Below are 20,520 nucleotides of genomic sequence, written 5' to 3'. Positions count from 1 at the left end.
CGTGATGACTGGAGACGGGGTATCAACATATCTGGCGTTGACTTTTGGCACGCTGTTGAGTTCTCAAGGAACGGCCGCTTCCTTTGTACTCACCCTCTCGGGCTTTCCTCCGGGCGCTTCCCTTCGGTCTTGCGTTTCCGACTCTATCAGACCCTTTCGGCGTCCGATTCCCCGTCAGAAGGGGTTGTCTTTCCGGCTGTTGGGCCGTTCCGACGAGTGAGACTTTAGCGGACTCCCGCCCCCGACGCTAATCGGGTGCTGCGCCCTTTCGAACGCGGATTCCTCATTTCGCGAATACGCACGCCAATAACACGACAACAGTCAGACCGACTGTTAGTCGACTAGTGGTTGGTACTGCGGAATGGCTGTCCGGGGACCGACCGGAGTCGGCGCTCACGTCGAACAACTCGGAGAACACTACGTACCGGATCTGGGTGTGTCAACTTGCGGTCGTACGGGGGCCCCAAGGCGTACGGTGAGCCCATGCCTACGCGTACGTGCACCCAGCTCTGGTGGGCCGCCTGACGGCGGCCGTGCGCACGTATGCACTCAACGGCCGCCGCCTCGGCGGCCGTTCTCGTTTCTCCCTCCAGAGCTCCTGAGGGTCGGCCGCCGGGACGGCGGTCTCGATCAGGAGGTGGAGTGGAAATGACTCGGGTCTTCAGCGGGATCAAGCCGACCGGACACCTGACCCTGGGGAACTACCTGGGAGCCATGCGGCAGTGGGTCGATGTGGACCAGCACCGGTCCGACGCGCTGTTCTGCGTCGTCGATCTGCACGCGCTGACCGTGGACCACGATCCCGCGAGAGTCCGCAGGCTCAGTCGACAGGCGGCGACCTTGTTGCTGGCAGCGGGGCTCGATCCGCACCTGTGCACCGTGTTCGTACAGAGTCATGTGGACGAGCACGCGCGGCTGTCGTACGTGCTGGAGTGTGTGGCGACCGACGGTGAGATGCGTCGGATGATCCAGTACAAGGAGAAGGCCGCGCGGGAGCGTGAGCGCGGTGGGAGTGTGCGGTTGTCGCTTCTCACCTATCCCGTGCTGATGGCGGCGGACATCCTGGCGTACGGGGCCGACGAGGTGCCGGTGGGGGACGACCAGACGCAGCACGTGGAGCTGACGCGGGATCTGGCGTTGCGGTTCAACCAGCGGTACGGGCACACGTTCGTGGTGCCGAAGGCGACCACTCCGCAGATCGCTGCCCGGGTGATGAACCTCCAGGAGCCGGCTTCGAAGATGGGGAAGTCGGAGGACTCCGGGGCGGGGATCGTCTATCTGCTCGACGAGCCGGACGTGGTGCGCAAGAAGGTCATGCGGGCCGTGACCGACAGCGGGCAGGACGTCGTCTACGACCGGGAGGAGCAGCCGGGGATCGCCAATCTGCTGGAGATCCTCGCGGCTTGCACGGGTGGGAACCCCGAGGCCTTGAGCGGTGTATATGAGTCGTACGGGTCCTTGAAGAAGGACACCGCAGAGGCCGTGGTCGAGATCCTCAAGCCCGTACAGGACAGGCACAAGGAGTTGTGCGCGGATCCGGGCTATGTGGAAGGGGTGCTGCGGGATGGTGCGGAGAAGGCTCGGGCCATGGCGCGGCCGACGGTGGATACGGCTTACCGGGCGATCGGACTCCTGGAGCCCATGTCGGCGCCAGTGCTGAACGCGGCCCTGTGAGCGCGCGGGCCGGCTGACGGTTCGTGGGTGTGGCGCTGGGCGTGATCGCGTACGGCGTCGGCCCGGTGGGGGTCAGTCCTTCTTGCCGGAGGCCAGTTCGCGGCTGCGGTCGCGGGCGGCTTCGAGGGCGGCGATGAGGGCGGCTCGGACGCCGTGGTTCTCGAGTTCGCGGATGGCGTTGATGGTGGTGCCGGCGGGCGAGGTGACGTTCTCGCGGAGCTTGACCGGGTGTTCTCCGCTGTCGCGGAGCATGACGGCGGCGCCGATCGCGGACTGGACGATGAGGTCGTGGGCCTTGTCGCGGGGCAGGCCGAGCAGGATGCCGGCGTCCGTCATGGCTTCGACCAGGTAGAAGAAGTAGGCCGGGCCGGAGCCGGAGAGTGCGGTGCAGGCGTCCTGCTGGGACTCGGGGACGCGCAGGGTCTTGCCGACGGCGCCGAAGATCTCCTCGGCGTGCGCGAGGTGGGCCTCGGTGGCGTGACTGCCGGCGGAGATGACGGACATGGCCTCGTCGACGAGAGCGGGGGTGTTCGTCATGACGCGGACGACGGGGGTGCCCGTAGCGAGGCGCTCCTCGAAGAAGGAGGTGGGGATGCCCGCCGCGCCGCTGATGATCAGGCGGTCGGCGGGGACGTGCGGGGCGAGTTCGTCGAGGAGGTTGCCCATGTCCTGCGGCTTGACCGTGAGGATCAGGGTGTCGGCGGTCTTGGCGGCTTCCTGGTTGGTGACCGCGGTGACGCTGTGCCGGGCGCGCAGTTCCTCGGCGCGCTCCGGGCGACGTGCGGTGACCAGGAGGTCGGCCGGCGTCCAGCCGCCGCGGATCATTCCGCTGAGCAGGGCTTCGCCGATCTTGCCGGTGCCGAGGACTGCGACTTTCTGGGTCATGGGTTCATCCTCGCACCGGCGGTGGGCGGGGGAGGTGGCTGTCCGGCTGGCGGAACGCCGTCATGCCGTGCGGCGCCTGAGGGTCGCAGCGCCCAGGGCCAGGACCAGTACGGCGCAGCCGGCGACGACGAGTGCGTCGCGGACGAAGGTGGCGGTCATGTCGGTGTGTTTGAGGACTTCGTTCATGCCGTCGACGGCGTAGGACATGGGCAGGACGTCGGAGACGGCTTCCAGGGCGGGGTGCATGTTGGAGCGGGGAGTGAACAGGCCGCACAGGAGGAGTTGGGGGAAGATCACGGCCGGCATGAACTGGACGGCCTGGTACTCGGAGGACGCGAACGCCGAGACGAAGAGGCCGAGCGCGGTGCCGAGCAGGGCGTCGAGGAGCGCGACCAGGAGCAGCAGCCAGGGGCTGCCGGTGACGTCGAGACCGAGGAACCACACGGCGAGGCCAGTGGCCAGGGCGGACTGGACGATCGCGAGGGCACCGAAGGCGAGGGCGTAGCCGGCGATGAGGTCTGCCTTGCCCAGCGGCATGGAGAGGAGGCGTTCGAGGGTGCCGGAGGTGCGTTCGCGCAGGGTGGCGATCGAGGTGACCAGGAACATCGTGATCAGCGGGAAGATGCCGAGGAGCGAGGCGCCGATGCTGTCGAAGGTGCGCGGGCTGCCGTCGAAGACGTAGCGCAACAGGAACAGCATCACGCAGGGGATCAGGATCAGCAGCGCGATGGTGCGCGGGTCGTGGCGGAGCTGGCGCAGGACGCGGGTCGCGGTGGCGAGGGTGCGCGAGGCGTTGAAGACGCCGGTGGGGGCGGGCTTCGGGGCTGCCGTGCCGGTGGCGGCCGTGGTCGTCGTGCTCATCGGGTGTTCTCCTTCGCGCGGGACTTGTCACGGGAGCCGTTGCCGGAGCCGCCGTCGGAGTCCTGACCCGAGCCTTCGCGGGCGGCGGCGGTGGCCTTGTCGACCAGGTGGAGGAAGGCCGCTTCGACGGTCTCGGCGCCGGTTGCGGTGCGCAGGGCGTCGGGGGTGTCGTCGGCGAGGATCTCGCCGGCCCGCATGAGCAGGAGGCGGTGGCAGCGCTCGGCCTCGTCCATGACGTGCGAGGAGATGAGGAGGGTGGCGCCGCGGTCCGCGGCGATGGCGTGGAAGAGGGTCCACAGGTCGCGGCGCAGGACGGGGTCGAGGCCGACGGTGGGTTCGTCCAGGACGAGGAGTTCGGGGGTGCCGAGGAGGGCGACGGCGAGGGAGACGCGGCTGCGCTGGCCGCCGGAGAGGTTGCCGGCGAGGGAGTCGGCGTGGCTGGTGAGGTCGACGTCGGCGAGGACGCGTTCGACGTCGTGGTGGCGGTCGGCGGTGGTGCGGCCGGGGTCGAGGATCGCGGCGAAGTAGTCGAGGTTCTGACGGATGCTCAGGTCGTCGTAGACGGAGGGGGCTTGGGTGACGTAACCGATGCGGGTGCGCAGGGTGGGGTGGCCCGCCGGGCGGCCGAGGACGTCGAGGGTGCCGGTGACCTTGGCCTGGGTGCCGACGATCGAGCGCATGAGGGTCGACTTGCCGCAGCCGGAGGGGCCGAGCAGGCCGGTGATCTGGCCGCGCGGGACGGTGAAGTCGAGGCTGTGCAGGACGGTGCGGGGGCCGCGGACGACGGTGAGGTTCTCGGCGTGGACGGCGGGTTCACGTCCTGCGCCGGCTGTACCGGGTGGCTCGGCAACATAATTCATCATGTGATGAATAATGCTCTCGCGGGGCGGTGCCGTCAAGCGGACGCACGCGGGTGCAGGCGGGTATGTACGACAGCGCAGGCGCGCGGTGGCGTGATCGGAAGTAGGTGTTCCGGTATCCGCGCTTCCGCGTTCACAGGTCGGCAACACGAAGCGGGTGCGCGGCCAACTCCCTTTGCCGACAATGGATTTCAGTGCGAGGTCATATGCCACGCACGCAGGTTCGCCGTGCCCTCCCCCGGCTCGGCGCCCACGCATCTCCCGTTCGGCACGGGAGGTGCGGGAGGTGCTCGTGCTGGGGTGGTGACGGCGGGGTGATCGTCGGCGGGAATCTGTTCGAGGGGGTGTTGGTGGGGCTGGCGCCGGCGGTGGCGAAGACGGCGTGGGACGTCAGCCATGTGCACATCGAGATGGAGGATCGAGGGGACGCGGGGGTCGTCGTGCGGGTGCTCGGGCACGCCACGTTCCTGCGGCTGCCGACGTTGCTGGACGCGCTCGACGCGCTGCCGGTCGACCGGGAGGTGCGGCTCGAACTGGGCGGGCTGCGGCACCTGGACCGCGCCTGCGCGGCGGCCCTGGAGGGGTGGGCCGCCGCGCGGGGTCAGGAACCGCTGGCCACGAGCAGTTCGACGACGTAGATCTCCTCGACGACCCCGCCCGGGAAGACCGTGAGCAGTTGGTCGCGCTCCTCGGCGAGGAAGGCCTCCGTGCTCTCCTCGCCGGCCACCAGGAAGATCGAGTGGCTGCTGATGTTGGCGAGGTGGGTGTCGACGGGCACGTGCCGGCTCCAGCGCACGCGGCGGTGCGCGAAGTGGAGCCGGCCGGTGGGGTCGGCGAGCGCGGAGTGCATGCCGCTGCCGTTGCGGTCGACGACGCCGTCGACACTGAAGTGGCGCCGGATGCGTTCGGACTGCGCGTCGATCCAGGGGACGTCGAGGGCACTGGTGTTCCACCAAAGCGTCAGCGCCCCGCCCCGCCGCAGCACTCGCAGCGCCTCCGGGACCGAGCGGACGGGTTCGGTCCAGTGCCAGGCCTGTGCGTAGGTGATGAAGTCGGCACTGGCGTCGGCGAGGGGCAGTTGGTTGCCGTTGCCCCGCACGATGGGGATACCGGGGTTGGTGTGCCGGAACTGTGCCGCCATGCCCTCCCCGGGCTCCACCGCGACCACCTCGGCGCCCCGCCCGTGCAGCAGCGCGGTCGCGATCCCCGTCCCGGCCCCTACGTCCACCACGCGGGCGCCTTCGAGGGGGCGGCCGGCGAGCTCTTCGATCGCGTCGAAGAGGGCGGGCGGATAGGAGGGGCGGTTCGCGGCGTACTGGGCCGCGGCGGCGTTGAAGGAGTGGGCGCGGGTGGCGTGGAAGGAGGCGGTCATACGGCCATGGTGGACCTGTTGGGTAAAGAGGAGCGTGAGTTCTGCCGGGGGAAGGAGCAGCCGCGATCCCCCTGCTGTGCGGCAGTGGCCGCCGGACACAGTTGCTTCCGGCGGGCCCCCGCTACTTGCGGCGGCGCTTCTTCGACGGGTTGCCCGTGCGGCGGGTGGTGCGCTTCTCGTACTCCTTGCGGGCCGTCTCGTACTCCTCGCGGTGGAGTCTCTCGCCGGGGGCCTCGGCCAGGGAGCGGAAGAAGTACGCGGCGAGGGAGCCGACGAAGCCGATGGCCAGGAGGCCGCGGAGGGAGGCCTGGCGGTCGGGGTCGGGGCGCTTGCCGAAGGACTCCCAGGTGTGCCGGAAGGCGAGCGCGCTGCAGATGGCGAACATCGCGACGACCAGGACGGTGACGAAGGAGCCGGTGTCCGCGAGCTGGAGGCCCTCGTAGGCGAAGCGGAGGACGAGGCAGGAGGCGACCGCGGCGGCGAGAGAGCCGACGGCGGCGCCGACGCGGCGAAGGGTGTAGCCGTTGTCGTGGTCCACCCAGGTGGTGCCGAAGAGGCGGAGGGGTTCGGGGCGAGGTCCCGTGGGGGAGCCCGCCGTGTCCTGGGTGCCGTTTTCGTCGCTCACGGGACGATTATGGCGCCGAGGCGGGGCGGGCTCCCGGCCGGGATCAGCCGCAGCGGTCGGCGACGTAGCCGTCGCTGCCGGTCAGGACGTAGGCGTCGGAGACGTACTCGCCGTTGCTGATGTTGTCCCAGATGTTGCTCGTGCCGTACGGGCCCGTCACCCGCGTGCCCGGCGTCTGGCAGTAGATCGGCACCCTGGCGCCCTCGGCCAGGACCCGGACGATGCTGTAGCTCGTGCCGGGGCCGCTGCGGACGTTGAGGCGGACACCCGGCGCGACCGAGTAGTAGCGGACGGTCGCGGCGGCCGCCAGAGCCTGGGCGCCCTCGACGCTCCCGGCCTCCTCCGTGCGGTCAATGGACATGAAAAACCTCCCCCGTTGGACCCCATGACTGCCATGAGGCCCCATTGATTCCCCTAAAACACGCCATGAAACACATGTACACAACTCGCACATGCGCGCCAGCAAGCCGCCTCTGTCCCGAACGCCTCATCGACTAGGCTCCGAGCGTCGCGCGCGGACGAACAGCACGGGAGTGGTCCCCATGGCGCCACAGGGCAACACCGGAGCGGGCGCGGAAGCGGAACTTCCCGAGTACGCCGGTCACTACCGTCTGGAGTCATGCCTCGGCTCGGGCGGCATGGGGGTCGTGCACCTGGCCCGCAGCACCTCCGGGATGAAGCTCGCGGTGAAGGTCGTGCACGTCGACTTCGCCAAGGACCCCGAGTTCAGAGGCCGTTTCCGGCAGGAGGTGGCGGCCGCGCGGCGGGTGAGCGGCGCGTTCACCGCATCCGTCGTGGACGCCGACCCCGAGGCCGAACGGCCTTGGATGGCCACGCTGTTCATCCCCGGTCCGACCCTCGCCGAGCAGGTGAAGCGGAACGGCCCGATGCCCCCTGCCGAGTTGCGCAGGCTGATGGCCGGACTGGCCGAGGCGCTGCGCGACATCCACCGTGTGGGTGTCGTGCACCGCGATCTCAAGCCGAGCAATGTGCTGCTCGCCGAGGACGGGCCGAAGGTCATCGACTTCGGCATTTCTCGGCCAAAGGACAGCGAACTACGCACCGAGACGGGGAAGTTGATCGGCACCCCGCCGTTCATGGCGCCCGAGCAGTTCCGGCGTCCACGCGAAGTCGGCCCCGCCGCCGACGTCTTCGCGCTCGGGTCGGTCCTGGTGCACGCGGCGACCGGGCGCGGTCCGTTCGACTCGGACAGTCCCTACGTCGTCGCCTACCAGGTCGTGCACGACGAGCCGGATCTGAGCGGCGTACCGGAGAATCTCGCGCCGCTCGTGCTGCGGTGTCTGGCCAAGGAGCCCGAAGACCGGCCCACGCCCGACGAGTTGATGCGGGAGCTGCGGTCGGTGGCGGCCTCCTACGACACGCAGGCCTTCATACCGTCGCAGCGGACGAAGCGCGAACCCGCGCCCGAGTCGACCCCGGAGCCGGCGGGGCCGCCCGGAGGACGCCGGCGGCGTAAGGCCGTCCTCGCGGCCGGTGCGGTCGGCCTCGCCCTCGTCGTGTGCGGCGCGCTGGCCGCCGTACAGCTGCTCGGAAACCATGGCGCGACCGCCGAGGAGAGCCCGCCGTCCAAGTCGTCGGCGTCGGGGCACACTTCGGCGGCCGGGTTCCGGGCCTGGGTCTCGAACGCGGCGGCCGGTAGGTCGGGGACGGCGCAATGCTCGTACGGAACCGCGCAGTTGATCTGTGCGCGGTCCGGTTCGGTCTTCGCCCTCGACCCCGCCGACGGCCGTCTGCTGTGGCGGCGCTCCGTGGCCGCGTCGCAGCGGAGCGGGCCACCGGTCCTCGCGGGCGGGCTCGTTCAGCCGCTGCTGGACCAGGGCCCGCGGCTCGAAGGGCTCAACCCGACTTCGGGCAAGCCGAGTTGGCAGCGGAAGATGCCCGCGCACACCTCCCTGCGGGCCGTCGGCGGGATGCTCCTGCTCACCCACGCCGACGGCACGGTCACCGGCGTGGACGGCGCGACGGGCGAGACGAAGTGGGAGCGCCGGATCGCGGGCCAGAGCCGGCCGTACTTCGGCTCGTTCACCGGGGACCCGCTGGCGTACGCGACCAGCCCGTCCGCCGACGGGTCGAGCACGCGGGTCACCGCCGTCGACCCGGCCACCGGAGCCGTGCGCTGGGACGCGAGCCTGAAGGGGAACCTGGAGGCCGTCGGTGCGCACGACGGCTCGGTCTTCCTCCTCTCCTCCGACCCGGTCTACGGCGACACGGACGCCGTCGTCCGGTACGACCCGGCGGACAAGTCAACGCGCCGGGTGGCACTCCCGGTCGCGCGCCCCGACGCCCGGGCGACCGTGCACGGGAACGTCGTGTATCTCCTGGCCGCCGACGGGGCGTTGGACGCCGTCGGCATGGACGCGGGCAAGCGGCTGTGGCATCTGGAGACCTCGGTGAGCCGGGGCTCGGAGCCGGTCGCCGACGACGAGCACGTGTATCTCGCGGCGGGCGACGGGCGGTTGCTCGCGGTCGACGCCGGTACGGGACGGCTCGTCGGGCAGACCCCGGCGCGGCCGGGCGCGAACTCGGGGCAGGTCGCCGGCACGGTTCCGCGGCCGGTCCTCAGCGGCACGCGGGTCTACGCGACCGCTCCCGACGGCACCGTCTTCGCGGTCGACTCCCGCGAGCCGGCGGACTGGTAGCCCGTACGGACAAACGTGGGGGCCGCCACCGAAGTGACGGCCCCTACGAACAGAGAACCTCAGCCCAGCTTCGACACGTCCCGCACCGCGCCGCGGTCCGCGCTGGTGGCCATCGCCGCGTACGCCCGCAGCGCCGCCGACACCTTGCGCTCACGGTTCTTCGGGGCGTACACCCCGCCCAACTCCTGCTCGCGCCGGGCGAGTTCGGAGTCGTCGACGAGGAGCTCGATCGTGCGGTTGGGGATGTCGATGCGGATGCGGTCGCCGTCCTCGACGAGCGCGATCGTGCCGCCGGAGGCCGCCTCGGGGGACGCGTGGCCGATCGACAGGCCCGAAGTGCCGCCGGAGAAGCGGCCGTCGGTGATCAGGGCGCAGGTCTTGCCGAGGCCGCGGCCCTTGAGGAAGGAGGTCGGGTAGAGCATCTCCTGCATACCGGGGCCGCCCTTGGGGCCCTCGTAGCGGATGACCACCACGTCGCCGTCGGTGACCTGCTTGTTCAGGATCTTCTCGACGGCCTCCTCCTGCGACTCGCAGACGACCGCGGGACCCTCGAAGGTCCAGATGGACTCGTCGACGCCGGCCGTCTTCACCACGCAGCCGTCGACGGCGAGGTTGCCCTTGAGGACCGCGAGGCCGCCGTCCTTGGAGTACGCGTGCTCGGCGCTGCGGATGCAGCCCTCCGCCGCGTCCTCGTCCAGCTCCTCCCAGCGCTCCGACTGGGAGAAGGCCTCGGCGCTGCGGACGCAGCCGGGGGCGGCGTGCCACAGCTCGATCGCCTCCGGGGAGGGCGAACCGCCGCGCACGTCCCACGTCTTGAGCCAGTCCGCGAGGGAGGGGCTGTGGACGGAGTGGACGTCCTCGTTCAGCAGGCCCGCGCGGTGCAGCTCGCCAAGGAGGGCGGGGATGCCGCCGGCGCGGTGCACGTCCTCCATGTAGTACGTGCGGCTCTTGGCGACGTTCGGGGCGACCTTCGCCAGGCACGGGACCCGGCGCGAGACCTCGTTGATCTCCTCCAGGCCGAACGCGACGCCCGCCTCCTGCGCCGCGGCCAGCAGGTGCAGGATCGTGTTGGTGGAGCCGCCCATCGCGATGTCGAGGGCCATGGCGTTCTCGAAGGCCGCGAAGGTGGCGACGTTGCGGGGCAGGACCGTCTCGTCGTCCTGCTCGTAGTAGCGGCGGGTGATGTCCATCACCGTGCGGGCCGCGTCCTGGTACAGGCCCTTGCGGGCGGTGTGCGTGGCGAGGACCGAGCCGTTGCCCGGCAGCGACAGGCCGATCGCCTCGGTCAGGCAGTTCATCGAGTTGGCGGTGAACATGCCTGAGCAGGAGCCGCAGGTCGGACAGGCGTTCTCCTCGATACGGAGGACGTCCGCGTCGGACACGTTCTCGTTCGCCGCGTCGACCATCGCGTCGATCAGGTCGAGGGTGCGGACCGTGCCGTCCACGAGGGTCGCGCGACCGGCCTCCATGGGGCCGCCGGAGACGAAGACCGTGGGGATGTTCAGGCGCAGCGCGGCCATGAGCATGCCGGGGGTGATCTTGTCGCAGTTGGAGATGCAGATCAGGGCGTCCGCGCAGTGTGCTTCGACCATGTACTCCACGCTGTCCGCGATCAGGTCGCGGGAGGGCAGGGAGTAGAGCATGCCGCCGTGGCCCATCGCGATGCCGTCGTCGACGGCGATGGTGTTGAACTCGCGCGGGATGCCTCCGGCGGCGGTGATCGCCTCGCTGACGATGCGGCCGACCGGCTGGAGGTGCGTGTGCCCGGGGACGAACTCGGTGAAGCTGTTGGCGACCGCGATGATCGGCTTGCGGCCGATGTCCGCGCCGGGTACACCGGAGGCGCGCATTAGGGCGCGTGCGCCCGCCATGTTGCGGCCGTGGGTGACTGTGCGGGACCTCAGCTCGGGCATCGTCGCTCGCTCCTTCAGAGACGGTCGTCAGAGACTTCAGAGACGGTCGTAAGAGACTTCTGACTGCATTCGAGCGTACGCCCGTCATCCAGGGGTCGGGACGCGGTGTCCGGAATGCGGGACAGCTGTCTCGGTTGCCGAGGGCGTCGACGGGTAGCCGACGAGAGGCCGACGGAGGCCGGGGCCGGTCAGGGCCCCGTCAGATGCCCCTGCACCACCGGCGCCACCCGCGCGATGACCTGCTCCACGTCCGCCGACGCCAGCGGCTCGACCTTGATCACGTACCGCAGCATCGCGATCCCCACCAGCTGCGCCCCCGCGAGTTCGGCCCGCAGCTCCGCGTCCGGAACCTCCAGCTGAGCGGCGACCCGGCCCAGCACCTGGGCGACGACCAGCCGCCGGAAGACGGTGGCCGCCGCCTCGTTGTTGACGGCCGAGCGGACGATCGCCAGCAGGGGCGTACGGGTGACGGGGTTCTCCCAGACGCCGAAGATGAAGCGGGTCAGGCGCTCGCCCACGTCATCGAGGGGGCCGTCGGCCACCGCCTCTGGCGCGTTGGCCGCCGGGGCGAGGGCGACGGCGATGGCCGCCTCGAAAACCTGTTCCTTGGTGCCGAAGTAGTGGTGCACCAGCGCGGAGTCCACGCCGGCCGCCTTGGCGATGGCCCGTACGGACGTCTTGTCGTACCCGCGCGCGGAGAACTCCTCGCGCGCCACGGTCAGGATGCGGTCGCGGGTGTCGGCGGACTCCGTGTTCGGACGCCGGCCGCGGCGCCGGGAGGTGGCCTCGGTCACCGTCGGGGCACCTTCAGCGCGGAGGCCAGGTGCAGACGCGTGAAGGCGAGGGCCTCCGCGAGATCGGCCTCGCGTTCGGCGCTGGACATCGCGCGCCGGGTGTTGACCTCGATGACGACATGGCCGTCGAATCCGGTCAGGGCGAGACGTTCCAGCAGTTCGGCGCAGGGTTGCGTGCCGCGGCCGGGGACGAGGTGCTCGTCCTTGGCCGAGCCCTTGCCGTCCGCGAGGTGGACGTGGCCGAGGCGGTCGCCCATGCGGTCGGCCATGTGCATCGCGTCGACGCGGGAGGTCGCGCTGTGGCTGAGGTCGATCGTGAAGTGCCGGTAGTCGTCCTTGGTGACGTCCCAGTCGGGGGCGTACGCGAGCATCTCGCGGTCGCGGTAGCGCCAGGGGTACATGTTCTCGACGGCGAACCGCACATCCGTCTCGTCGGCCATGCGCCATATCCCGCTCACGAAGTCCCGCGCGTATTGGCGCTGCCAGCGGAACGGGGGGTGTACGACCACTGTGGTCGCGCCCAGTTTCTCCGCTGCGGCGCGGGCTCGCTGGAGCTTGATCCAGGGGTCGGTGGACCAGACGCGCTGGGTGATGAGCAGGCAGGGGGCGTGCACCGCGAGGATCGGGACCTGGTGGTAGTCGCTGAGTCTGCGCAGTGCCTCGATGTCCTGGCTGACCGGGTCGGTCCACACCATGACCTCCACGCCGTCGTAGCCGAGGCGCGCGGCGATCTCGAAGGCGGTCGCTGTCGACTCCGGGTACACCGAGGCCGTTGACAGGGCGACCTTCGCATCCGGGATCCTCACGACTGGCTCCGCCATGGGGGACAGATTACGTCGTGCGGTTGGGTGGGGCGGGGCGCCTATTGGCCGTTGTGGGGTTCGCCATACGCGTGTGCGGGATTTGTGGGCGGTGCGCGTCATCGCCGTTGGGGAAATCGCCGTGGGCGGGTGGCGGTGCGCTGTGGCTTGTCGCGCAGTTCCCCGCGCCCCTGAGGTGCGTATGCGGGACGCACGCCGGCAGGGCGCCGAGGTTGGTCGCGCCCACGCGGCGGAGCCGCACATCGACACAGCCCCGCGCCCCTGAGGTGCGTATACGGGACGCACGCCGGCAGGGCTCCGGTGGTTGGTCGCGCCCACGCGGCGGAGCCGCAGACCGGCGCTGCCCCGCGCCCCCTTGGGGACATACAGGCGGCGCACATCGGCCACGCACCGGAGCCGGTCGCGTCCACGCCGCGGAGCCGCACATCGACACAACCCCGCGCCCCCTTGGGGGCATACAGGCGGCGCACATCGGCCAGACACCGGAGCCGGTCGCGTCCGCGCGGCGGAGCCGCACATCGGCGCTGCCCCGCGCCCCTTGGGGGCATGCAGCGGACGCGCATTCACACCATCCCGCGTCTCCCGCGAAGCACCTATACCGGGCGCATCCGGTCAAGTCGTCGCAGGATCACGCCTTCCCGCAGGGCCCACGGGCAGATTTCCACCGTCTCCACTCCGAACAGATCCATCGCGCCCTCGGCCACCAGCGCGCCTGCGAGGAGTTGGCCGGCTCGGCCCTCGGAGACTCCGGGGAGGTCGGCGCGTTGGGCGGTGGTCATGCCGGTGAGTTGGGGGACCCAGGCTTCGAGGGACTCGCGCTTCAGTTCGCGTTGGACGTACAGGCCTTCCGTGGAGCGGGCCGCGCCGGCGATGCGGGCCAGCTGGCGGAAGGTCTTGGATGTCGCGACCACGTGGTCGGGGGCCCCGAAGCGGGTGAACTCGCCCACCGTGCGGGCGATCTGGGCGCGTACGTGACGGCGCAGTGCCCTTATGGAGTCCGGGTCCGGGGGATCGCCGGGGAGCCAGCCTGCGGTGAGGCGGCCGGCGCCGAGCGGGAGGGAGACGGCCGCGTCGGGTGCCTCGTCGATGCCGTAGGCGATCTCCAGGGAGCCGCCGCCGATGTCGAGGACGAGGAGCTTGCCCGCGGACCAGCCGAACCAGCGGCGGGCCGCGAGGAAGGTCAGCCGGGCCTCCTCCGCGCCGCTGAGGACCTGGAGCTCGACGCCGGTCTCGGCCTGCACGCGCGCGAGGACGTCGTCGGCGTTGCTGGCCTCGCGCACGGCAGAGGTCGCGAAGGGGAGCATTTCCTCGACGCCCTTGTCCTCGGCGGCCTGCACGGCCTCCCGGACTACCGAGATCAGCTTGTCCACGCCCTCCGGGTCGATCGCCCCGTCCCCGTCCAGGAGTTGGGCAAGGCGAAGCTCCGCCTTGTGCGAGTGCGCGGGCAGCGGTCGCGCGCCCGGGTGCGCATCCACGACCAGCAGATGCACCGTGTTCGATCCCACGTCGAGGACACCGAGTCTCATGTACAGAACGCTACTGCCAGCTGAACGGTCCTCCGTCCTCGATGCCGTCCTCCGCGCCTTACGCTGGTCTCGTGCCAAAGACGAAAAAGGCAAAGGCCGACAAGTCGACGGGAAAAATGTCGAAGGCGGCGATGAAAGCGCTGGCCGCCGACGAGAAGGGGATCGACTTCGCGCGCGCGTGGGTCGAGTTCCCCGACCCGGCGGACGACGAGCAGATCTTCCGGTGTGACCTGACCTGGCTGACCTCCCGCTGGAACTGCATCTTCGGCAGTGGCTGCCAGGGCATCCAGGCAGGCCGCGCGGACGACGGGTGCTGCACGCTGGGCGCCCATTTCTCCGACGAGGACGACGAGAAACGCGTCGCCGGCTTCGTGGAGCGGCTCACCCCTGACATCTGGCAGCACCACGACGTGGGCCGCGAGAGCGGCTGGGTCTCCGAGGACGAGGACGGCGAGCGCCAGACCCGTCCCTTCCAGGGCTCCTGCATCTTCCAGAACCGGCCGGGATTCGCCGGCGGCGCGGGCTGCTCGCTGCACATCCTGGCGGTCAAGGAGGGCCTGGAACCGCTGGAGACCAAGCCGGACGTGTGCTGGCAGCTGCCGGTGCGGCGGACCTACGACTGGATCGACCGGCCCGACGACACGCGCGTGCTCCAGGTCTCCATCGGTGAGTACGACCGCCGGGGCTGGGGTCCGGGCGGCCACGACCTGCACTGGTGGTGCACGTCGGCGACCTCGGCGCACGGCGCGGGCGACCCGGTGTACGTCTCCTACCGGCCCGAGCTGACCGAGCTGATGGGCAAGGCCGGCTACGACCGCCTGGTCGAGCTGTGCGAGCAGCGGCTGGCCTCGCAGCTGCCGCTGCTGGCCCCGCATCCCGCGGACCCGGTGGGCTGAGGCGAAACCCCGTGGGCTGAGGAGTCCAGGGCCGACGGAGGGGTAGCGGGGCGCGGGCGGCTTGACCGGACGGACGCCAGTGGACGCGGCTTCCGGGGGCCGCCCGGCGGCCTGAAGGGGCCGCCCGGCTTCGCGGGCGTGAGTGCTCCGGCCCGGCGGACGGAAGCTGTCCGGACCGGCATACCCGAGCTGCACCAGCCCGGTGGGGAGCCGTGGTTCGGGGGGCTACGACGTCGACGGGCTCGGGTCGCCGCCGTCACCGGGCGGGGGCGACGAGCCGCCCGGGTCGGACGGGGCCGTGTCCGTGGGCGTCGGGGTCGGGTCGGGCGACGAGGACGGCGGATCGCTCGGGCTGGGATCCGAGGACTCCGTCGGAGTCGGGTCGGGATCGTGGGACGAGGGCGGGGGATCGCTGGGCGTGCCGGGATCGGAACCCGGGTCGGACGGGCTGGGCGCGGTGCCGTAGCCGTCGATGGAGACGACGGCGCCGGCCGGTGAGATCGCCACCCGTGCGCTCCAGTGGCCGGACGGCTCGCGCAGATGGTCGACGTACACCTTGATCGTCAACGACTCGCCCGGTGCGAGCGTTCCCGAGGACTGGCTGAGGTAGAGCCAGGAGGCGCCCGTGGTGGCGGACCAGCGCACGGGGGCCGAGCCGGTCGCGGTGAGGGTGACGAGCGTGGTGTCGCCGCTGTTGCCGGCCGAGACGTCGAGGTGTCCGGCGCCCTTGCGGCCGGCGCCGGTGACGCTGATGACCTCCACTGACACGTCGGGTCTGTCGCCCTTGCCGAAGCGGGGGCCCGGCCTGGTGCTGGCGTTGCCGGCGTTCTCGTAGCCGGTGCCGGCCGCCTCGCCGTCGAGCAGGCCCGGGCCGTGTGCCTCGCTGGCGGTGGCGTTGTGCCCGCCGGGGCCCTCGCCGACGGGATCGCCCCGGTAGGCCGCCCACAGGGCGAGCACGGGGGCGGCCACGACGGTGGCGACGACGGTCGTGGTGACGGCACGCGCGCGCAGGCGGTCGCGGCGGGCGGCGCGGTCCTTGGGGTCCATCGGGAAGCCGCGCCGGTCGAAGCGGGGTGCGGCGGCGCCACGCGCGCGTGGGTGATGCGCCAGCGCCACGTGCAGGTCCGCGCGGGGTGCTTCCAGGACGGCGAGTTCGGCGGGGGCGACCGTCGTGCCGGGCCACGGGCCGGGATTCGCGCGCTCGGCGCTGCGGCGGCAGTGCGGGCAGTCGTCGACGTGCCGGACGAGTTCCTTGCGCAGGGCCGTGGAGAGGACGAGTTGGTGGTCGCCGGTGAGCCGGGCGACGCTCGGACAGGTGCCGGTCTCGACGACGGCGAGGGCCGCGCGGGTGCGCTCGACCTCGCAGGCGGCGGAGGCGAGCAGTTCGCGGGCGGCGGCGAGGTCCAGGCCGAGGACGGCGGCGACCTCGTGGGCGGCGAGGTGGTGGCGCACGGCGAGTTCGAGCGCCTCGCGCTGCTCCGGGGTGGTGCCGGCGGCCTCCGGCCAGGCGAGCTGGGCGAGTTCACGCCGCCGCTCCTCCTGGACCTCGACGGGGACGGGCGCGGCGGTGGGCTGCCGGTGGCCCTCGTGCCGGCCCGCCGCGTGGGTGCCCTGACGTTTCTGCTTGGCCTCGGCCAGCTTGCGCAGACAGGCCCAGCGGGCCAGCGCGTACAGCCAGGCACGGCGGTCGCCGTCCGCTTCGGGGCCGCGCCGCCGCTCGGCGAGCGCGAGGACGTCACCGAGGGCCTCGGTGGCCGTGTCGTGGTCGCACAGGACGGACAGACAGTAGGTGAACAGACCGTCGAGGTACGGCTCGTAGCGTGCGGGCGGCCGCTGCGCCAGCGTGCGCGCCGCGGCACGGTCACGCGCCTCCCGACGCGCCCGGTGCGCGCCGGTGGTGCGGGGCGAGGTCTCCGGACTGCTGCTCATCATCCGTGGACCGTAGGCGGCCCGCGACGGCCCCTTCCGGCACCTTGAGCACTTTTAATCCGTACGGGTGAAACGATCCCTCAATCGGGTACAGGAACCCCGAATTCCGTGGCCTGTTCCTGACAGGAGGTGGCCGGATCCCGGGGGCGCGCACCGCGCGCCGGCCCGCCCGGACCGGTCGGCGACGGCAATGTCAGTCCCGCCGGTTACGGTTCCGTCATGGCTGCCCGTACGAAGACCACCAAGGACCGTCCGTCCTACCGCTGCACCGAGTGCGGCTGGCAGACGGCCAAGTGGCTCGGCCGCTGCTCCGAGTGCCAGGCGTGGGGGACGATCGAGGAGTACGGCGCGCCCGCCGTCCGTACGACGGCACCGGGCCGCGTCACCACCTCCGCGCTGCCCATCGGCCAGGTCGACGGCCGCCAGGCCACCGCCCGCTCGACCGGCGTACCCGAGCTGGACCGGGTGCTCGGCGGCGGTCTGGTCCCCGGCGCGGTCGTCCTCGTCGCGGGCGAACCCGGCGTAGGAAAGTCGACGCTGCTGCTCGACGTGGCGGCCAAGGCGTCGAGCGACGAGCACCGCACCCTCTATGTCACCGGCGAGGAGTCGGCGAGCCAGGTCCGGCTGCGCGCCGACCGCATCAAGGCCATCGCCGACCATCTGTATCTCGCCGCCGAGACCGATCTGGCCACCATCCTCGGTCACTTGGACGCGGTGAAGCCCTCGCTGCTGATCCTGGACTCGGTGCAGACGGTGGCGTCCCCGGAGATCGACGGCGCCCCCGGCGGCATGGCCCAGGTCCGCGAGGTGGCCGGCGCCCTGATCCGCGCCTCCAAGGAGCGCGGCATGTCCACCCTCCTCGTCGGTCACGTCACCAAGGACGGCGCGATCGCCGGCCCCCGCCTCCTGGAGCACCTCGTGGACGTGGTGCTCTCCTTCGAGGGCGACCGGCACGCGCGCCTGCGTCTCGTACGGGGCGTCAAGAACCGCTACGGCACGACGGACGAGGTCGGCTGCTTCGAGCTGCACGACGAGGGCATCACGGGCCTCGCCGACCCGAGCGGCCTGTTCCTCACGCGCCGCGCGGAGCCCGTCCCCGGCACCTGTCTGACCGTCACCCTGGAAGGCCGCCGCCCCCTGGTGGCCGAGGTCCAGGCGCTCACGGTCGACTCCCAGATCCCCTCCCCCAGGCGCACCACCTCGGGCCTGGAGACCTCCCGCGTCTCGATGATGCTCGCCGTCCTGGAGCAGCGCGGCCGGATCAGCGCCCTGGGCAAGCGGGACATCTACTCCGCGACGGTCGGCGGAGTAAAACTCTCGGAACCGGCCGCGGACCTGGCGATCGCCCTCGCCCTGGCCTCCGCGGCGAGCGACACCCCGCTCCCGAAGAACCTCGTCGCGATCGGCGAAGTCGGCCTCGCGGGCGAGGTCAGACGGGTCACGGGCGTGCAGCGCAGGCTCTCCGAAGCACACCGCCTGGGCTTCACCCACGCCCTCGTCCCGGGCGACCCGGGCAAGATCCCCAGCGGCATGAAGGTGCTGGAAGTCGCGGACATAGGGGACGCTCTGAGGGTCCTTCCGAGCTCCCGTAGGAGAGAGGCCCCACGGGACGCGGAGGACCGCCGGTAGACTTTGCCCTGGTCTCGCCCGTCCGTACGAACGTGAAGTGCGAACGGCGGTGCCCCAGCAACCTGCGACCGGAGGAGTGCAGTGGCAGCCAACGACCGGGCAGCAGCTCCCGGGAAGCCCGGTGGGAGTTCCGGTGCCGATGGCCTGATGCGCGCCTCCCTGAGCGCCGTGGCACCCGGCACGGCGATGCGCGACGGCCTGGAGCGAGTGCTCCGCGGCAACACCGGCGGTCTCATCGTGCTCGGCTTCGACCGGACGGTCGAGGCGATGTGCTCGGGCGGATTCGTCCTGGACGTCGAGTTCACGGCCACCCGTCTGCGCGAGCTGTGCAAGCTCGACGGCGGCATCGTGATCTCCTCGGACCAGTCGAAGATCCTGCGCGCGGGCGTGCAGTTCGTGCCCGACGCGACGATCCCGACCGAGGAGACGGGCACCCGGCACCGCACCGCCGACCGCGTCTCCAAACAGGTCGGCTTCCCGGTGGTCTCCGTCTCCCAGTCCATGCGCCTGATCGCCCTCTACGTCGACGGCCAGCGCCGCGTCCTGGAGGACTCGGCCGCGATCCTCTCCCGCGCCAACCAGGCCCTCGCCACCTTGGAGCGCTACAAGCTCCGGCTGGACGAGGTCGCGGGCACGCTCTCCGCCCTGGAGATCGAGGACCTGGTGACGGTCCGGGACGTCTCCGCAGTGGCCCAGCGCCTGGAGATGGTCCGCCGCATCGCCACCGAGATCGCCGAGTACGTGGTCGAACTGGGCACCGACGGCCGCCTGCTGGCCCTCCAGCTCGACGAACTGATCGCGGGCGTGGAGCCCGAGCGTGAACTGGTGGTCCGGGACTACGTCCCCGAGCCCACCGCCAAGCGCTCCCGCACGGTGGACGAGGCGCTCTACGAGCTGGACGCCCTCACCCACGCGGAACTCCTCGAACTGCCCACCGTGGCCCGGGCCTTGGGCTACACCGGCTCCCCCGAAGCCCTCGACTCGGCGGTCTCCCCCCGGGGCTTCCGCCTCCTGGCCAAGGTCCCGCGCCTGCCCGGAGCCATCATCGACCGCCTGGTCGAGCACTTCGGCGGCCTGCAGAAGCTGCTCGCCGCGAGCGTGGACGACCTCCAGACGGTGGACGGCGTGGGCGAGGCCCGGGCCCGCAGCGTCCGCGAGGGCCTCTCCCGCCTGGCGGAGTCCTCGATCCTGGAGCGCTACGTCTGACCGACCGCCCGGCCACCACCAGTTGCCGTCAGTCGTTGTCGAGCACGAACGAGGTCTGGAGCTTGGGGTACCCCGCCGCCTGGACCTCCACCAGATAGGTGCCGGCGCCCGCGGACCCGGCCGGAGGCGTGGCGCACTCGGGCGCGCTCGGCCTGCGGTCCCACTTCACCGTGTAGGTGACGCTGCTCCCGGCCGGCACCCGGTACAGCAGACTCCCCGAGGTCTTGGGGCAGTCGGCGGAGGACCAGTAGGCGCTCCCGCCCTTGAGGATGGTCACCACCGCGCTCTTGGGTCCGAGATCGACCTTGCAGTCGCTGCCGGCGGAACTCTTCGCGGTGATGAGCAACGCGGGCGTGTCATCGGGCGCGTAGTTGTTGTGCAGACTGCGCAGACTCAACGTCACGTTGCCGGCGGTGCAGTTGGGCAGGGGGGAGTCGACGGGCACGGTGTCACCCGTACCGACACCGCCACCGGAGCCGCTGCCGCCGTCCGCACCGGAGGCCGACCCCGCGTCACCCGAACTGCCGCCGGAACCGGCGCCGTTGGAGTCCCCGGAACCCCCACCGGAGTCGCTGCCCGCGCTCCCGCCGGAGCCGCCGCCGCTCGACTCGTCCCGCCCGCCCGGGGCTTGACTGATCGCGGGCCCCGAACCGGAGGGCCCCGCGGTGATCGTGGGCGCGGGAGTCTTGCCGTTGGCCCCGTCGTCGTCCTTCTTCCCGCCCCCGCCGTCCGAGGTCACGATCCACGTGACGAGCAGCGCCAACAGGGCGAGTACGGACAGCAGTACGGCCCTCCGACGCCAGTAGATGGTGGAGGGAAGCGGCCCGACCGGATTGCGCAGAGATCCCACGGCGCAAACTGTACGAGAG

Annotated in this window: 17 protein-coding genes and 1 pseudogene; 6 read left to right on the top strand and 12 right to left on the bottom strand. The window is 71.2% G+C overall.

All coding sequences use genetic code 11. The features are described from left to right. Positions 1 to 648: 648 nt before the first annotated feature. Positions 649 to 1,674 carry a tryptophan--tRNA ligase gene (gene trpS / locus ACIQI8_RS31920; RefSeq protein ID WP_402357877.1) on the top strand — a complete coding sequence of 342 codons (1,026 nt, stop codon included), beginning with the start codon at positions 649 to 651 and terminating at the stop codon, positions 1,672 to 1,674. Positions 1,675 to 1,746: 72 nt separating this feature from the next. On the opposite strand, the gene proC is transcribed toward trpS, so the two are convergent. The 3 genes from proC to ACIQI8_RS31905 are packed head-to-tail and all read right to left on the bottom strand — an operon-like array spanning position 1,747 to position 4,283. After that, entirely contained in the window at positions 1,747 to 2,559 is an 813-nt protein-coding gene (gene proC / locus ACIQI8_RS31915) for a pyrroline-5-carboxylate reductase (RefSeq protein ID WP_402357873.1), read from the bottom strand. 60 nt (positions 2,560 to 2,619) lie between these two features. Continuing rightward, on the bottom strand, positions 2,620 to 3,420 hold the full coding sequence (locus ACIQI8_RS31910) for an ABC transporter permease (RefSeq protein WP_402357870.1): 801 nt from the start codon (positions 3,418 to 3,420) through the stop codon (positions 2,620 to 2,622). After that, on the bottom strand, positions 3,417 to 4,283 hold the full coding sequence (locus ACIQI8_RS31905) for an ABC transporter ATP-binding protein (RefSeq protein WP_402357867.1): 867 nt from the start codon (positions 4,281 to 4,283) through the stop codon (positions 3,417 to 3,419). The genes ACIQI8_RS31910 and ACIQI8_RS31905 overlap by 4 nt, the downstream gene beginning before the upstream one ends. A gap of 305 nt (positions 4,284 to 4,588) precedes the next feature. Between ACIQI8_RS31905 and ACIQI8_RS31900 the strand changes: the two are divergent. Beyond that, positions 4,589 to 4,918 (top strand): annotated as a pseudogene (locus tag ACIQI8_RS31900) (SulP family inorganic anion transporter); the annotation flags it as partial. On the opposite strand, the gene ACIQI8_RS31895 reads toward ACIQI8_RS31900, so the two are convergent. The 3 genes from ACIQI8_RS31895 to ACIQI8_RS31885 form a co-directional block, all read right to left on the bottom strand. Continuing rightward, positions 4,882 to 5,652, bottom strand: a complete 771-nt coding sequence (locus ACIQI8_RS31895) for a class I SAM-dependent methyltransferase (RefSeq protein ID WP_402357864.1) — start codon at positions 5,650 to 5,652, stop codon at positions 4,882 to 4,884. The pseudogene ACIQI8_RS31900 and the gene ACIQI8_RS31895 sit on opposite strands and share 37 nt — an antisense overlap. 121 nt (positions 5,653 to 5,773) lie before the next feature. After that, positions 5,774 to 6,277 (bottom strand): EamA/RhaT family transporter, encoded by a 504-nt coding sequence (locus ACIQI8_RS31890; protein WP_402357861.1) that lies wholly within the window; start codon positions 6,275 to 6,277, stop codon positions 5,774 to 5,776. 43 nt (positions 6,278 to 6,320) lie between these two features. After that, positions 6,321 to 6,638: an SH3 domain-containing protein gene (locus ACIQI8_RS31885; RefSeq protein ID WP_402357858.1), complete on the bottom strand. Its 318-nt coding sequence runs from the start codon at positions 6,636 to 6,638 to the stop codon at positions 6,321 to 6,323. Between the two features lie 181 nt (positions 6,639 to 6,819). Here ACIQI8_RS31885 and ACIQI8_RS31880 point away from each other — a divergent pair, with 181 nt between their 5' ends. Then, positions 6,820 to 8,937 (top strand): serine/threonine-protein kinase, encoded by a 2,118-nt coding sequence (locus ACIQI8_RS31880; RefSeq protein WP_402357855.1) that lies wholly within the window; start codon positions 6,820 to 6,822, stop codon positions 8,935 to 8,937. 59 nt (positions 8,938 to 8,996) lie between these two features. Here the strand turns inward: ACIQI8_RS31880 and ilvD are convergent, their stop codons facing one another. From ilvD to ACIQI8_RS31860, 4 genes are all read right to left on the bottom strand, one after another. Then, a complete protein-coding gene (ilvD, locus tag ACIQI8_RS31875) occupies positions 8,997 to 10,850 on the bottom strand; it encodes a dihydroxy-acid dehydratase (RefSeq protein WP_402357852.1) in 1,854 nt (617 codons plus the stop codon). A gap of 188 nt (positions 10,851 to 11,038) precedes the next feature. Further along, positions 11,039 to 11,644 (bottom strand): TetR family transcriptional regulator, encoded by a 606-nt coding sequence (locus tag ACIQI8_RS31870; protein WP_402357849.1) that lies wholly within the window; start codon positions 11,642 to 11,644, stop codon positions 11,039 to 11,041. Continuing rightward, positions 11,641 to 12,465 carry a sugar phosphate isomerase/epimerase family protein gene (locus tag ACIQI8_RS31865; RefSeq protein ID WP_402357846.1) on the bottom strand — a complete coding sequence of 275 codons (825 nt, stop codon included), beginning with the start codon at positions 12,463 to 12,465 and terminating at the stop codon, positions 11,641 to 11,643. Before ACIQI8_RS31865 ends, ACIQI8_RS31870 begins: the two co-directional genes overlap by 4 nt. A gap of 593 nt (positions 12,466 to 13,058) precedes the next feature. Next, complete coding sequence (locus tag ACIQI8_RS31860) at positions 13,059 to 13,991, bottom strand: Ppx/GppA family phosphatase (protein WP_402357843.1); 933 nt, start codon at positions 13,989 to 13,991, stop codon at positions 13,059 to 13,061. Between the two features lie 71 nt (positions 13,992 to 14,062). Between ACIQI8_RS31860 and ACIQI8_RS31855 the strand changes: the two genes are divergently transcribed. Next, entirely contained in the window at positions 14,063 to 14,887 is an 825-nt protein-coding gene (locus ACIQI8_RS31855) for a hypothetical protein (protein ID WP_402357840.1), read from the top strand. A 225-nt stretch (positions 14,888 to 15,112) separates the two neighbouring features. On the opposite strand, the gene ACIQI8_RS31850 is transcribed toward ACIQI8_RS31855, so the two are convergent. Further along, a complete protein-coding gene (locus ACIQI8_RS31850; protein ID WP_402357837.1) occupies positions 15,113 to 16,819 on the bottom strand; it encodes a hypothetical protein in 1,707 nt (568 codons plus the stop codon). A 216-nt stretch (positions 16,820 to 17,035) separates the two neighbouring features. Between ACIQI8_RS31850 and radA the strand changes: the two genes are divergently transcribed. Continuing rightward, the gene (gene radA / locus ACIQI8_RS31845; RefSeq protein ID WP_402357834.1) at positions 17,036 to 18,445 is read left to right on the top strand and encodes a DNA repair protein RadA; all 1,410 of its coding nucleotides are present in this window, start codon (positions 17,036 to 17,038) and stop codon (positions 18,443 to 18,445) included. 81 nt (positions 18,446 to 18,526) lie between these two features. After that, a complete protein-coding gene (gene disA, locus ACIQI8_RS31840) occupies positions 18,527 to 19,651 on the top strand; it encodes a DNA integrity scanning diadenylate cyclase DisA (RefSeq protein ID WP_123998572.1) in 1,125 nt (374 codons plus the stop codon). A gap of 28 nt (positions 19,652 to 19,679) precedes the next feature. On the opposite strand, the gene ACIQI8_RS31835 is transcribed toward disA, so the two are convergent. Continuing rightward, on the bottom strand, positions 19,680 to 20,501 hold the full coding sequence (locus ACIQI8_RS31835) for a hypothetical protein (protein WP_402357831.1): 822 nt from the start codon (positions 20,499 to 20,501) through the stop codon (positions 19,680 to 19,682). Between the last annotated feature and the right edge of the window lie 19 nt (positions 20,502 to 20,520).

Origin of the sequence: Streptomyces sp. NPDC092369 (assembly GCF_044755245.1) — a bacterium.
Taxonomy (GTDB): Bacteria; Actinomycetota; Actinomycetes; order Streptomycetales; family Streptomycetaceae; genus Streptomyces.
The sequence above is the reverse complement of the archived record's forward strand: the minus strand, read 5'-3'. Positions and strand labels throughout refer to the sequence as shown.